This window comes from Falsiroseomonas ponticola (assembly GCF_016805305.1).
In the GTDB taxonomy this organism is placed as follows: domain Bacteria; phylum Pseudomonadota; class Alphaproteobacteria; order Acetobacterales; family Acetobacteraceae; genus Falsiroseomonas; species Falsiroseomonas ponticola.
Genome location: NZ_JAERQN010000003.1, coordinates 558,959 through 571,120 on the forward strand (window position 1 = coordinate 558,959; position 12,162 = coordinate 571,120).

13 protein-coding genes are annotated in these 12,162 nt (G+C 70.1%); 2 read left to right on the forward strand and 11 right to left on the reverse strand.

From position 1 onward, the window contains the following. Positions 1 to 18 precede the first annotated feature (18 nt). The 7 genes from catC to benA all read right to left on the reverse strand — a co-directional run bounded on the left by catC (position 19) and on the right by benA (position 6,328). Positions 19 to 297, reverse strand: a complete 279-nt coding sequence (gene catC, locus JJI54_RS13195) for a muconolactone Delta-isomerase (RefSeq protein ID WP_203073448.1) — start codon at positions 295 to 297, stop codon at positions 19 to 21. Between the two features lie 13 nt (positions 298 to 310). Beyond that, positions 311 to 1,468, reverse strand: a complete 1,158-nt coding sequence (locus JJI54_RS13200; protein ID WP_203073449.1) for a muconate/chloromuconate family cycloisomerase — start codon at positions 1,466 to 1,468, stop codon at positions 311 to 313. A gap of 84 nt (positions 1,469 to 1,552) precedes the next feature. Beyond that, positions 1,553 to 2,482, reverse strand: a complete 930-nt coding sequence (gene catA, locus JJI54_RS13205; RefSeq protein WP_226381695.1) for a catechol 1,2-dioxygenase — start codon at positions 2,480 to 2,482, stop codon at positions 1,553 to 1,555. 35 nt (positions 2,483 to 2,517) lie between these two features. Continuing rightward, complete coding sequence (locus JJI54_RS13210) at positions 2,518 to 3,285, reverse strand: 1,6-dihydroxycyclohexa-2,4-diene-1-carboxylate dehydrogenase (RefSeq protein ID WP_318987498.1); 768 nt, start codon at positions 3,283 to 3,285, stop codon at positions 2,518 to 2,520. Next, complete coding sequence (gene benC / locus JJI54_RS13215; protein WP_203073450.1) at positions 3,282 to 4,310, reverse strand: benzoate 1,2-dioxygenase electron transfer component BenC; 1,029 nt, start codon at positions 4,308 to 4,310, stop codon at positions 3,282 to 3,284. The genes JJI54_RS13210 and benC overlap by 4 nt, the downstream gene beginning before the upstream one ends. 15 nt (positions 4,311 to 4,325) lie before the next feature. Beyond that, a complete protein-coding gene (benB, locus tag JJI54_RS13220; RefSeq protein WP_203073451.1) occupies positions 4,326 to 4,847 on the reverse strand; it encodes a benzoate 1,2-dioxygenase small subunit in 522 nt (173 codons plus the stop codon). A gap of 11 nt (positions 4,848 to 4,858) precedes the next feature. Continuing rightward, a complete protein-coding gene (benA, locus tag JJI54_RS13225; protein ID WP_203073452.1) occupies positions 4,859 to 6,328 on the reverse strand; it encodes a benzoate 1,2-dioxygenase large subunit in 1,470 nt (489 codons plus the stop codon). 88 nt (positions 6,329 to 6,416) lie between these two features. Between benA and JJI54_RS13230 the strand changes: the two genes are divergently transcribed. Continuing rightward, positions 6,417 to 7,325 carry a LysR family transcriptional regulator gene (locus JJI54_RS13230; RefSeq protein WP_203073453.1) on the forward strand — a complete coding sequence of 303 codons (909 nt, stop codon included), beginning with the start codon at positions 6,417 to 6,419 and terminating at the stop codon, positions 7,323 to 7,325. A 41-nt stretch (positions 7,326 to 7,366) separates the two neighbouring features. On the opposite strand, the gene JJI54_RS13235 is transcribed toward JJI54_RS13230, so the two are convergent. From JJI54_RS13235 to JJI54_RS13245, 3 genes are read right to left on the reverse strand one after another with little or no spacing between them, the layout of a single operon-like run. Next, positions 7,367 to 8,383: a C-terminal binding protein gene (locus tag JJI54_RS13235; RefSeq protein WP_203073454.1), complete on the reverse strand. Its 1,017-nt coding sequence runs from the start codon at positions 8,381 to 8,383 to the stop codon at positions 7,367 to 7,369. Beyond that, on the reverse strand, positions 8,383 to 9,060 hold the full coding sequence (locus JJI54_RS13240; protein ID WP_203073455.1) for an RraA family protein: 678 nt from the start codon (positions 9,058 to 9,060) through the stop codon (positions 8,383 to 8,385). Before JJI54_RS13240 ends, JJI54_RS13235 begins: the two co-directional genes overlap by 1 nt. Before the next feature lie 46 nt (positions 9,061 to 9,106). Beyond that, positions 9,107 to 10,069: a tripartite tricarboxylate transporter substrate-binding protein gene (locus JJI54_RS13245; RefSeq protein ID WP_203073456.1), complete on the reverse strand. Its 963-nt coding sequence runs from the start codon at positions 10,067 to 10,069 to the stop codon at positions 9,107 to 9,109. A 127-nt stretch (positions 10,070 to 10,196) separates the two neighbouring features. Here JJI54_RS13245 and JJI54_RS13250 point away from each other — a divergent pair, with 127 nt between their 5' ends. Further along, positions 10,197 to 11,096, forward strand: a complete 900-nt coding sequence (locus JJI54_RS13250; RefSeq protein ID WP_203073457.1) for a LysR substrate-binding domain-containing protein — start codon at positions 10,197 to 10,199, stop codon at positions 11,094 to 11,096. Between the two features lie 26 nt (positions 11,097 to 11,122). Here JJI54_RS13250 and JJI54_RS13255 read toward each other — a convergent pair whose 3' ends face one another. After that, entirely contained in the window at positions 11,123 to 11,842 is a 720-nt protein-coding gene (locus JJI54_RS13255) for an HAD-IA family hydrolase (protein WP_203073458.1), read from the reverse strand. Positions 11,843 to 12,162: the final 320 nt, after the last annotated feature.

Consider the following 12,162-nt stretch of genomic DNA (forward strand, 5'->3'; position numbering starts at 1 on the left):
CGGTGAAGGCGGCGGGGGTCAGTCGATCGCCGAGGGGTGGCGGGCGAGCGGCGTCACGCTGATGTCCATGAAGGGGAAGAGCGGCAGCGAGGACAGGATCGCGTGCAGCTCGTCATGGCCGGTCACGTCGAAGACGCTGTAGTTCGCGTAGGCGCCGGCGATGCGCCACAGGTGGCGCCACTTGCCCTCGCGCTGCAGCGCCTCCGCCCGCGTCTTCTCCGCGGCCTTCAGCGCATCGAACTCGGCGGCGCCCATGTCGCGGGGGACGTGGACGTCCATGCGGACGTGGTAGAGCATCGGCGTGTCTCCCTCAGCCGCGCGCGTAGTGGCGGAGCTTGTCGTGGTCGAGCGTGACGCCGAGGCCGGGGCCGGCCGGCAGGTGCACGCGGCAATCCTCGAAGCGCAGCGGTTCCTCGACGAGGTCATCGACCAGGATGCGCGGGCCGAAATGCTCGCAGCCCCAGGCGAGATCCCGCAGCCCCGCGAAGGCGTGCAGATGCGCGACCGCGCCGATGGAGCTTTCCAGCAGGCAGCCGCCATAGAGGCCGATGCCCGCGGCTTCCGCCACCGCCGCGACCTTGTGCAGGTTCAGCAGGCCGGCGTGCTTCACGAGCTTGAGGGAGACGACGTCGGCCGCCGCGGCCTGCGCCACGCCCAGCATGTCATGCGCGGAGAAGACGCATTCATCGGCCATGAGCGGCACGGCGGAGCGTGCGCGCACCCGCGCCATGCCGGCGACGTTCCAGGCCGGCAGGGGCTGTTCCACCAGCGTGACGCCGAGATCGGCGAGGACGGGCAGGCAGCGATTGGCCGTCGTCTCGTCCCAGGCCTGGTTGGCATCGACGATGAAGTGCGCGCGGCCGGCCAGCGCCGTGGTCAGGCGGCGCAGGCGGGCGAGGTCCGCCTCCGGCGACAGCGCGCCGATCTTCACCTTGAAGGTCTCGTGCAGCCGGGCGGCGAGCTTCGCCTCGGCTTCCTCGATCTCCTGCCCTGGATCGCCGGAGGCGAGGGTCCAGAGCACGGGCACGCTGTCCCGCACCAGGCCACCGAGCAGCTGGTAGGCGGGCAGGCCGAGCGTGTGGCCGACGGCGTCGAACAGCGCCGTCTCGATCGCCGCCTTCGCGGCGTTGTTGCGCCTGGCGGCGGCGTCCAGCGCCGTGCCGGCCGCGGCGAAGCGGTCCGCGGGATGGCCGATCAGCGCGGGGGCCAGGTGGGCATCGATATTGGCCTTGATGGCCTCGACGCTCTCCTCGCTCCAGCGCGGGCCGCCGAGCGTCGCGGCTTCGCCGATGCCTTCCACGCCATTCGCCAGGCGCAGCTCGACGATGACGTAGCTCTGCGCGGTGACGGAGAGGGAGGAGAGCTTGTGGCGGCGCACCGTCGGCACATCGACGATGGTGCTGCGGATGGCATGGATGGCGAGGTCGCGCCGCAGATCGGACGGGATGGTGACGGGGCTGTCGGGCATGCGGGGCTCCTCGCAAGGACGCAGTCGGGGAAGACGGCGCGCGGGGTCGCGCGCCGCCAGTCTCTTCGCGGTGATGGGGGGTGGTCAGCCCGCCGGGGCGTGGGCGCGGTTCACGATGGTGGCGGGCGCCGCATCGCTTTCGGCGTGCAGCACGAAGTCGAAGGTGATCTCGGCATAGGGCGCGTTCAGGCCGCGGGCGCGCACCTTCTCCGCATCATCCACGCGGCGGACTTCCGGGATCAGGCCGTCGCGCGTGGCGAAGGCGAAGTCGTCATGCAGGTATTCGTCGCCATCGATGTTGATCTGCGTCGTCAGCTTGCGGTAGCCGTCGGCGACGACGAAGAAGTGGATATGCGCGGGGCGGTGCCCGTGGCGGCCGAGATGGTTGAGCAGTTCCTGCGTCACGCCATCCGGCGGGCAGGCATAGCCGGCGGGCAGGATGGAGCGGAAGCGGTAGCGGCCCTCGGCATCCGTCTCGATCCGGCGGCGCAGGTTGTACTTCGCCTGGCTGGGATCGAAGAAGGAATAGCCGCCCCGCGTGTTGGCGTGCCAGACATCGATGATGGCGCCGGCCACGGGCCTGCCATCCATGTCGCGCACCTGGCCATCCATGAACAGCACCTCGCCCTGTTCGGTGCCGTCATCCAGCCGCGCCTCGCCCTTGGACAGCGGCGCGCCGGCGATCCAGAGCGGGCCTTCGATGGTGCGCGGCGTGCCGCCCTCGAGCCCCGCCTTGCGCTCCGCCTGGTCGAGGCGGAGGTCGAGGAAGGTCTCGAGCCCGAGGCCGGGCACCAGCAGCCCGGTCTCATTCGCCTGGCCGAGGCGCGTGAGATAGGCCATGGCGGACCAGAACTCGTCGGGCTGCACGTCGAAATCCTCGATCGTGCGGAACAGGTCGGAGACGAGGCGGTGGACGATGCGCTTCAGGCGCAGGTCGCCGGTGCCATCGCCCAGGTTGCTGACCTTCATCAGCAGGTCCTTGACGTCCTTCGTTTCCATCAGGCTGTCGGTCATCTCAGCGTCCTCCGTTGGGGTTTGCGGTCAGTCGGTCAGCCGAGATCCCCGCCCGCGACGGGCAGGGTGGTCCCGGTGATGTAGGAGGCCTCGTGCGAGGCCAGGAACAGGATGGCGGCGGCCTGTTCATCGATGGTGCCGTAGCGGTGCATCAGGCTGGATGCCTTGGTCTGCTCCACCACCTGCTGCATGCCGCGTTCATCCGGCGTGGTGCCACGGGGGATGCGGCGCGGCGGGGCCTCGGTGCCGCCGGGGGCGGTGGCGCAGACGCGGATGCCGTGCCCGGCATACTCCATCGCAAGGCAGGCGGTGATCGCGTTCACGCCGCCCTTGGCCGCGGCATAGGGCACGCGGTTCACGCCGCGCGTGGCGACGGAGGAGACGTTGACGATCACGCCGCCGCCGGCGCCCAGCATCGCGGGCAGCACGGCGCGGCAGCACCAGAGCGTGGGGAAGAGGGAGCGGCGGATCTCCGCTTCGATCTGCGCTTCCTCATACTCGGCATAGGGCTTTGCCCAGATCGTGCCGCCGACGTTGTTGACCAGGATGTCGATGCGCCCGAAGGCGGCCTGTGCCCGCGCCATGGCATCGGTCGCGCCGGCGAAGCCTTCGAGGTCGGCGGTGATGGCGATGGCGCCATCCCCGGCTTCCTGCCGCGCTTCCTCCACCAGCGGCGACCGGTCCACCAGCGCGACCCGCGCGCCTTCCCGCGCCAGGCGCAGCGCGACCGCGCGGCCGATGCCCTGGGCGGCGCCGGTGACGACCGCGGTCCTGCCGGCGAAGCGGCCTGCGAAGGTCATCATGCCGCGAGCCTCGTCGCGTCCGCCGGGCCGCTCGGCGAGAACTTCTCGTAGTAGAAATTGGCGGGCGTCACGCGTTCCGTCGCGAGCCAGGCGCGGACCGCATCCACCATGGGGGGCGGGCCGCAGAGATAGACATCGACATCGCCGCCATGGAGCTGCGCAGGCGCGATATGGGACGTGACGTAGCCCTTGCGGGGATGCGTGCTGGCTTCCGCCGCGACGACCGTCGCGAAGGTGAAGCCGGGGATGCGGGCGGCGGAGTCCTCCAGCGCCGTGACGCCGACCAGGTCCGCGTCATTCGTCACGCCATAGACCAGGTGCACGGGGTGCGGCGTGCCGGCCATGGCCAGCCTGCCGAGCATGGACAGGAACGGCGCAAGCCCGGTGCCGCCGGCCAGGAACAGCAGGGGCCGCCGGACATCCCGCAGGTAGAAGCTGCCGGCGGGGCCGGTGAAGTCCATCGGCGCGCCGGGGGCGGCGGTGTCGCGCAGCCAGCTGCTCATCAGCCCGCGCGGGATGTCGCGCACGAGGAAGGACAGGCTTGCCTCGCCGGGCGCCGAGCTGAAGGAGTAGGAGCGCCGTTCCTGCGTGCCCGGCACGCGAAGGTTCACATATTGCCCGGGCAGGAAGGACAGGCCCGCGGGCGCGTCGAGCGTGAAGGCGATGGTCGTCGGCGAGAGCCGTTCCACGCCGCGCAGCGCCGTCGCGAAACCCTGGCCCGCCGTCTTGCAGCTGGCGGAGGAGGCGGGGATCGCGATGACCAGGTCGCTTTCGGGCCGCATCTGGCAGGCGAGTGCCAGGCCGGAGGCGGCTTCATCCGCCGTCAGCGCGTCCTCGATGTAGCTGCCGCCATCGTAGCGGCCGGATTCGACGCGGCACTTGCAGGTGCCGCAGGCGCCGTCGCGGCAATCCAGCGGGATGTTGATGCCGAGGCGATAGGACGCGTCGGCCACCGTCTCCCCGGCGCGGGCCTCGACGAAGCGCGTGACGCCGTCTTCGAAGTTGAGCGCGATGCTGTGGGCCATGACCATGCGCTCCGCTCAGATGTGGTAGATGTCGACGACGTGGTGGATGTAGTCGTTCTTCAGCACCACCTTCTTGGCGCGGATCAGCGGCCCTTCGCCCGTGCTGTCCACGGTGTAGAAGGAGGTGCCGAAATAGGTGTCCGTCGTCTTGTAGCGGAAGCTGTAGGTCACCCAGTTGAAGCGGAGCTTCGTGAGGCCGCCCGCCTGTTCCAGGATCTCGACATTGCTGATGTTGTGGGAGGTGCGGGGCTCCGGCAGGCTGGTCGCGCTGCTGCGCTCCGTCCGGATGCGGAAGACGCGATCCTCCAGCCCGCCCTTGTGGCCGTACCAGATCAGGGAGATCTCGGTCTGCGGGTCCGCCGTCAGCCGGTCGTCATCGTCCCAGGCGGGCATCCAGAATTCGGCATCCGGCGCGTAGTGGGCCAGCCAGGCGTCCCAGTCCTTGTCGTCCAGCGCGCGGGCTTCGCGATACAGAAACTGTGTCGCGTCCTGCAGGGTGAAGGCGTGGCGGGCGGGGGCTTCGATGGTGATGGACATGGCGATGCTCCTCAGCCCCGGGTCGTGCCGGCATCGGCGGAGAGCGCGCGCTGCATCGCTTCCTGCCAGTATTTGTGCTGCACGACGAAAAGGCCCTCATCCTCGGTCTTGGCGCCGCTCAGCAGCGGCTTCAGGCCGATGGCTTCCGCCGCGGCGTCGGGGCCGGGAATCCAGTGCCTGGCGCCCCGCGTCATGTCGTTCCAGCGCGCGGCGCGCGCGCCCATCGACATCTGGCAGGCGCGGAACTCCTCCAGGTCATCCGGCGTCGCCATGCCGGAGGCGTTGAAGAAATCCTCGTACTGGCGGATGCGGTGCGCGCGGGCTTCCGGCGCTTCCCCCTTCGGTGCGATGCAGTAGATCGTCACCTCCGTCTTATCGACCGAGATCGGGCGATAGGTGCGGATCTGCGAGCTGAACTGATCCATCAGGTAGACATTGGGGTAGAGGCAGAGGTTGCGGCTGCGCCCGACCATCCAGTCCGCGCGGGCCTGGCCGAATTGCGCGGCCAGTTCCTCACGCCGTTCCCAGTTCGGGCGATCCTCGGGGTTCGCCCAATTGGTCCAGAGCAGCAGGTGGCCGTGTTCGAAGGAGTAGAAGCCGCCGCCGCCCTTGGCCCATCCGCCCGCGCTCATCGCCCGCGTGGTGTCGGCCTGCGCGGCTTCCTTGCGTCGGCTGGTCGTCGCCGCGTAGTTCCAGTGCACGGCGCTGACATGGTAGCCATCCGCGCCGTTCTCGGTCTGGAGTTTCCAGTTGCCGTCATAGACGTAGGTGGAGGCGCCGCGCAGGACCTCGAGCCCCTCCGGCGACTGGTCCACGATCAGGTCGATGATCGTCCTCGCCTCGCCGAGGTGTTCCGCCAGCGGCTTCACATCCGGGTTCAGGCTGCCGAAGAGGAAGCCGCGATAGCTTTCGAAACGCGCGACCTTCGTCAGGTCGTGGCTGCCATCCCGGTTGAAGCTCTCGGGATAGCCGGCATCGTTGGGGTCCTTCACCTTCAGCAGCTTGCCGCTGTTGTTGAAGGTCCAGCCATGGAAGGGGCAGGTGTAGGTGGATTTGTTGCCGCGCTTGTGGCGGCACAGCATCGCGCCGCGGTGGCTGCAGGCGTTGATGAAGGCGTTCAGCTCCCCCTGCCGGTTCCGCGCGATGAAGATGGGCTGGCGGCCAATCCAGGTGGTGAAGTAGTCGTTGTTGGCGGGGATCTGGCTTTCATGCGCCAGGTAGATCCAGTTGCCTTCGAAGATGTGGCGCATCTCCAGCTCGAAGATGCCGGGATCGGTGAAGATGTCGCGGGCGACGCGGAAGACGCCTCGGTCGGCATCGTCCTCGAGCGCGGTGTCGATGGTGGCCTGCACGCTGTCGAGCACGAAGCTTCTCCTCTCGATCCCGCCAGGGGGGAAGGCCGGGGCGCGGGGTGCGGCCGGCGCGAAGGATGCGGGCGCGGGCAGGGTCGGGATCGGGTCCTGGCGCGATGTCTGGGACATTGTGTTTCCTCCGTCCCGGCCAGATGCCGCCTTTTCGTAACGCTTTTCCAAGACTAAAAAGGTCGCAACAATACCTGGGAGGTATCGGGTGGACTCGCGCCAGCTCCGCTATTTCGTGGCCGTGGCGCGCGAGCGGAACTTCACCCGCGCGGCGGAGAAGCTGCACATCGCCCAGCCGCCGCTGAGCCGCGCGATCCAGCAGCTGGAGGATGAGGTCGGTGTCGCGCTGATCGATCGCGCCAGCCGGCCGCTGTCGCTGACCGATGCCGGGCGGCTGCTGTTCGAGCAGGCGGTGCAGGTGCTGGACCGCATGGAGGAGATGCAGGCGATGGCGGCGCGGCTGCGGCAGGCGGACCGCAAGCTGCTGGGCATCGGCTTCGTCGCCTCCACCCTCTACGGCTACCTGCCGGAGGTGATCCGCCGCTACCGCGCGGCGCGGCCGCAGGTGGAGCTTTCGCTGCTGGAGATGACGACGATCGAGCAGATCGCGGCGCTGAAGGAAGGGCGCATCGATGTCGGCTTCGGGCGCATCCCCTTCAACGATCCGCAGATCGAGCGGACGCTGCTGCGGAACGAGGTGCTCTGCGTGGCGCTGCCGCTGACGCACCGCCTGGCGTCACGCACGGGCCTGCTGAAGCTGGCGGAGCTGTCGGGCGATGCGCTTGTCGTCTATCCGCGATCGCCGCGGCCGAGCTTCGCGGACCAGGTGCTGGCGCTGGTGCGGGAGCGGGAGGTGAAGCCGCAGGCCGTGCTGGAGGTGCGGGAGCTGCAGACCGCGCTCGGCCTGGTGGCCGCGGAGAGCGGCATCTGCATCGTGCCCGCTTCCGTCGAACGCCTGCGGCGGGACAATGTGGTGTATCGGCGGCTCGACGAGCCGGGTGCCGTCTCCCCCATCATCATGAGCGCGCGCAAGGGCGATCGCTCGCCCGAGATCGGCCTGATCCTGCGGCTGGTGAAGGAGATGTACCGGAAGGAAGGCATCGCCTTCGGCGTCTGAGCGTCGGGCGCGCCGGGGCCTGCGCGCCCGGGATCGCTCCGCTACCGGGGCTCGCGCAGGTATTGCGCGTTCACGCAGGTGCGGAGCCGCCCGGTGCGGAGGTAGTCCACCAGGTAGGTCATGGACAGGCGCCGGATGTCGATGATGCTGGCCGTGCTGTAGAAGGCCGAGTGCGGCGTCAGGACCAGCCGCTCATCCAGCCATTCCTCGCCGGCCGCCCAGGCCTGGATCAGCGGGTCCGCGCGGTCCAGCGGCTCCGGCTCGAAGACATCGATGCCGGCGGCGCCGAGATGGGCGCTGCGCAGGGCGTCGCCGATGGCGGTGAAGTCCACGATGCCGCCGCGGGCGGTGTTCACCAGAACCGCGCCTGGCGGCAGCAGGGACAGCGCGCGCGCATCGATCATGCCGCGCGTCTCCTCGTTCAGCAGGCAGTGGATGCTCAGCAGGTCGCTGCGCGCCAGCAGCGCGTCGAGGGAATCGAAGCGTTCCCAGCCGAAGGAGAGCTGGTGGCCGACAGGCAGATGCGGGTCGTAGTAGCCGACCTTCATGCCGAAGGCCTCGAACCGCCGCGCGGCGGCGGTGCCGATGCGGCCGAGACCCAGGATGCCGACGCGCAGCCCGCCGAGCCGCTTCACCGTCTTCAGCAGCCGCGCATCCCAGCTGGCATTGGACCGGCGCAGCCGGCGGTCATAGGCCTGGACGCCGCGCAGCAGCGTCAGCGCCAGAGCGACGGCATGGTCCGCCACTTCCGTCGTGCCGTAGTCCGGCGTGTTGATGACGGGGATGCCGGCCTCGCCGGCGGCCTTGAGGTCCACATGGCCGTAGCCGACGCCGCCTTGCGCGATGCAGCGGCAGCGGTCGAGCCTGGCGATGGTCTCCGCCGTCATGCGATGCGCGCTGCGGCAGTTCAGCACCGCATCCACCCCCTCATAGTCGCTTGGGTCCGGCAGCGTGCCCTGCACGGAGCGACGGTAGATCAGCTCCATGCCCGGACCGGCGGCTTCTTCCTCCACATCCGGCGCGGTGTCGTAGAGCGGATCGATGACCAGGATCTTCATCAGTGCGTCTTCTGCCAGAGGGAGATGAGGGCTTCGGCATCGAAGCCCGGCGCGCGGGCGGCGCGGATCAGGGCCTGCTCCCCGGCCAGCAGCGCCTCGATCGCGGCGGGAAGGGCAGGGAGGTGGTCGGGCGGCACCACCATGGCGCCGTGGCGGTCCGCATGGATCAGGTCGCCGGGACGGACCGTGAGGCCGAAGACCGTCACGGGCTGGCCGATCTCCCGGATCTGGGTGAAGCCGTTGCCGAGGCAGATGCTACCCGCGAGGATCGGGAAGCCATCGAGGGCATCGAGGTCGCGCATCGCGCCATTGGTGATCACGCCGTCGCAGCCCAGCGCGCGATGGATCGCGGCATGCACCTCGCCCCAGATGGAGCCGAGGCCGGGACGCGTGCCTGCGTCCTCCATGACGACGATGCGGGGGCCGGGGCCGCTGCCGACCATGCGGTAATAGGCGAAGCGGATCTCGTCCTTCTCCGCCTGGCTGAGCGGCGCGGGATGGTCGGATGTCATCCGCGCCGTGACGGCGTAGCCGACCATGCGCAGGGCAGGATCGCTGGCGATGGGGGCGCCGAGCGTCAGCCCCTCCACGCTGTTGCCGCGCAGCTTCGTCAGCGCGTTCCAGACCGTGGGCGTGTCATGCCGCCGCAGCGTGGCGATGATCGCATCCGTGTCCATGCAGGGCTTCCCTGGCGGCGGCGGGACCATCGCCCCGCGCGGCGCCTCAGTTCAGGGTGATGTTGCCGCGCGTGACGACGCGCTTCCACCGCGCGGCGTCCTCCGCCAGCGTCGCGCCGAAGGCCGTCGGGCCATCGGCGACCGGGACCAGGATCAGGGGCTCCAGCCGCGTGCGCAGCTCCGGCAGGGCGAGGGTGGCGCGCACGGCCTCATCGATGCGCGTGATCGTCGCGGATGGCGTGCCGAGGCGGGTGACGAGGCCGATCCAGACGCGCACATCCATGCCCGGGATGCCGAGCTCCGTCGTGGTCGGCACGGCGGGATACTGGTCGAGCCGCGCATGGCCCGCCGTGGCGACCGCGCGCAACTCACCGCGGTCCAGCGCCGGCTTCACGGAGGCGACGGAGCCGAGCGTCATGTCCACGCGCCCGGCCATGAGGTCGGCCATCGCCTGGCCGGTGCCGCGATAGGGCACGTGCAGGAAGCCGGCGCCCGTCTCCTGGTTCAGGATCTCCATCATCAGATGCGTGACGGAGCCCGTGCCTGGCGAGGCATAGGTGATGCTGCCGGGCCGCGCCTTCGCATCCGCGATCATCGCCGCCAGGCCGGGCTGGCGGAGCGAGGGGCCGGCGGTGAAGATGTAGGGCGTATCGACGAGATGCGTGACCGGCACCAGGTCCCGCATCGGGTCGAAGCTGAGGGGCTGGGGCAGCGCCGCGGCGATGGTCACCTGCCCGCCGGAGGCGACCAGCAGGCTGGTGCCGTTCGCCGGGGATTGCAGGATGTTCTCGACCGCGATGAGGCCGGCGGCGCCGGTGCGGTTCTCCACCACGACGTCCTGGCGCAGGCGTTCACCGAGCGGCTGCGCCATGAGGCGGGCCAGCACATCGACGGAACCGCCCGGCGCGAAGGGCACCACGAGGCGGACCGGGCCGGCGCCCTGGGCGAGCGCCGCGACGGGCAGGGCGGCGCCGGCCGCGGCCAGCAGGCCTCTCCTCGAGATGCGCATGGAATCGATCTCCCTCCAGCGGCGGCGGGTCCTGCCGTGGGGCGATCATCGGCGGCGGTCTCTCATAGTGTCCAATCGTATTTCTTGGGGTATCCATGCGCGTATACGATGAAGGGCGATGCCGGGCATGGTGACCCATCGCATGATGGAGGCGTTCCGCGCCGTGATGCAGGCCGGCAGCGTCACGCGGGCGGCGGGCATGCTGAACATCTCCCAGCCCTCGGTGAGCCGCCTGCTGGCGGATCTGGAGGCCGGGCTCGGCCTGCGGCTGTTCGACCGGCGCGGCACGCGGCTGACGGCGACGACGGATGGGATCGAGCTCTATGCGGAGGTGGAGCGGTCCTTCATCGGGCTGGCGCGCGTCGTGGACGCGGCGGCGCAGATCCGCACGCGCCATGCCGGCGTGCTGTCCGTCGCGACGATGCCGGCACTGGGCAACACGCTGCTGCCGGCGGTGTTGCGGGACTTCCGGGCGCTGCGGGGGGCGCCGGTGGTGCGCCTGCACATCGTGCCGTCGCAGCAGGCGCTGGGCATGCTGGCGCAGCGGCGCTGCGACGTCGTCTTCAGCTCCATCGCGCCCGCGGCCGAGATCGGGCGGCAGGTGGCGGCCTTCCCGATGCGCGGGAGGGGGATCCTGCCGGCAGGCCATCCCCTGGCCACGGCGACCGGGCCGCTGACGCCGGAGGCGCTGGACAGCGTGCCGATGGTGGCGCTGGCCGCGAATTCCCTGGTGCGGGTGGAGACGGAGCGCGCCTTCGCGCAGCGCGGCGCCGCCTTCCGCGTGGCGATCGAGACGATGCAGGCCTTCTCCGCCGCGCAGCTGGTGCAGGAGGGCTTCGGCTGCGCGGTGGTCGATCCAATGACGGCGCGCGCGCATGAGGCGGCGGGCGGCGTCAGCCGGCCCTTCGAGCCGGCGATCGACTTCTCCTTCGGCGCCTATGCCTGGCGGCCGGGCGACCAGGAGGATTGGATGGCGCGCTTCGTCGCGGCCGTCGCGGCCGCGGTATCCTCGCTGCCGGGGGATTGAGGCCGCCGGCGGCGAAGCGTGGCCGTTCAGTCCTGCATCAGCAGCGCGCCGGCCTCCGCGATGTCGGCCAGTTCGGCCAGCGTCGCGACGTGGTAATGCGGCACGGTCTGCTGCGCGGCGGTGATGGTGCCGCCCGATCCCTTCATGCCCTTGCGCCGTTCCACCCAGCAGACGGTGTAGCCCATCGCCTTGGCCACGCCGATGTCGTGGTACTGGCTCTGCGCCACATGCAGGATTCGGTCCTTCGTGATGCCGTCGCGGCTGATGCGGCCGCGGGCGAAGGTGAAGTAGTGCGGGTCCGGCTTCTCGCACAGCGCGTCGTCGCAGGAGACCGTGTCATGGAATGGGTTGCCGAGCCGGGCCGCCATCAGGTCCAGCGCCCAGCGCGCGGCATTCGTCATCGCCACCAGGCGGTAGCGGCGGCCGAGGCGCTGCAGCGCCGCCACGCTGTCCGGGAAGGGCGGCCAGTCCTTCACCGATTGGGCGAAGCCCTCGGCGATGGCGGGATCCTCGGGCAGGCCGAGCGCGGACGCGATCTGGTGGTAGACGCGTTCCAGGTCGTCCGGGAAGCGCCAGACATCCGGCGCGCCGCGGGCGGCGCGATAGGCATCCAGGATGACACCATCCGCCAGCGCCGCGGCGGCGGGGCCGCAGGAATCGCGGAGGTAGCGGAGCAGCCCGGTCTCGAAGTCGATGATGGTGCCGACCACGTCGAAGGTCAGTGCCTTCGGCTCCCGCGCTGCCATGCTGCTTCCCCTGTCGCTGCCCGCCGCCGATCCTGCCGCGACCGGCCGCGCGGGCGTGGCGGAAAGCGATGCCCTGGCAGCGTTTCGTGCGGGATGCGGGGCGCGGCGCGGCAGCTTCCGCCGTCAGAGACCGTTTGAGAATGCCGGCGGTTGAGGGTCCGCAGGGGATTTTGCGTCCCTGCTAGAGCGTGATCGGCTTACACTGAAGCGTATCCGGCATGGGCGAAGTAATTGGCGCACTCGGTTGGTGAGAACTCGCCAAGCAACGAGCCAATGCGATGCCAGACGGCAGCGATGGAGCGCTCGTCAGCCTTGCGGAG

Bases quoted from the DNA above. Each gene is read 5' to 3' on its own strand.
- benA (WP_203073452.1), bottom strand. From the start codon at position 6,328: ATGTCCCAGACATCGCGCCAGGACCCGATCCCGACCCTGCCCGCGCCC.
- JJI54_RS13235 (WP_203073454.1), bottom strand. From the start codon at position 8,383: ATGAAGATCCTGGTCATCGATCCGCTCTACGACACCGCGCCGGATGTG.
- catA (WP_226381695.1), bottom strand. From the start codon at position 2,482: ATGACCGACAGCCTGATGGAAACGAAGGACGTCAAGGACCTGCTGATG.
- JJI54_RS13200 (WP_203073449.1), bottom strand. From the start codon at position 1,468: ATGCCCGACAGCCCCGTCACCATCCCGTCCGATCTGCGGCGCGACCTC.
- benB (WP_203073451.1), bottom strand. From the start codon at position 4,847: ATGTCCATCACCATCGAAGCCCCCGCCCGCCACGCCTTCACCCTGCAG.
- catC (WP_203073448.1), bottom strand. From the start codon at position 297: ATGCTCTACCACGTCCGCATGGACGTCCACGTCCCCCGCGACATGGGC.
- JJI54_RS13250 (WP_203073457.1), top strand. From the start codon at position 10,197: ATGGTGACCCATCGCATGATGGAGGCGTTCCGCGCCGTGATGCAGGCC.
- JJI54_RS13210 (WP_318987498.1), bottom strand. From the start codon at position 3,285: ATGATGACCTTCGCAGGCCGCTTCGCCGGCAGGACCGCGGTCGTCACC.
- JJI54_RS13255 (WP_203073458.1), bottom strand. From the start codon at position 11,842: ATGGCAGCGCGGGAGCCGAAGGCACTGACCTTCGACGTGGTCGGCACC.
- JJI54_RS13245 (WP_203073456.1), bottom strand. From the start codon at position 10,069: ATGCGCATCTCGAGGAGAGGCCTGCTGGCCGCGGCCGGCGCCGCCCTG.
- JJI54_RS13240 (WP_203073455.1), bottom strand. From the start codon at position 9,060: ATGGACACGGATGCGATCATCGCCACGCTGCGGCGGCATGACACGCCC.
- benC (WP_203073450.1), bottom strand. From the start codon at position 4,310: ATGGCCCACAGCATCGCGCTCAACTTCGAAGACGGCGTCACGCGCTTC.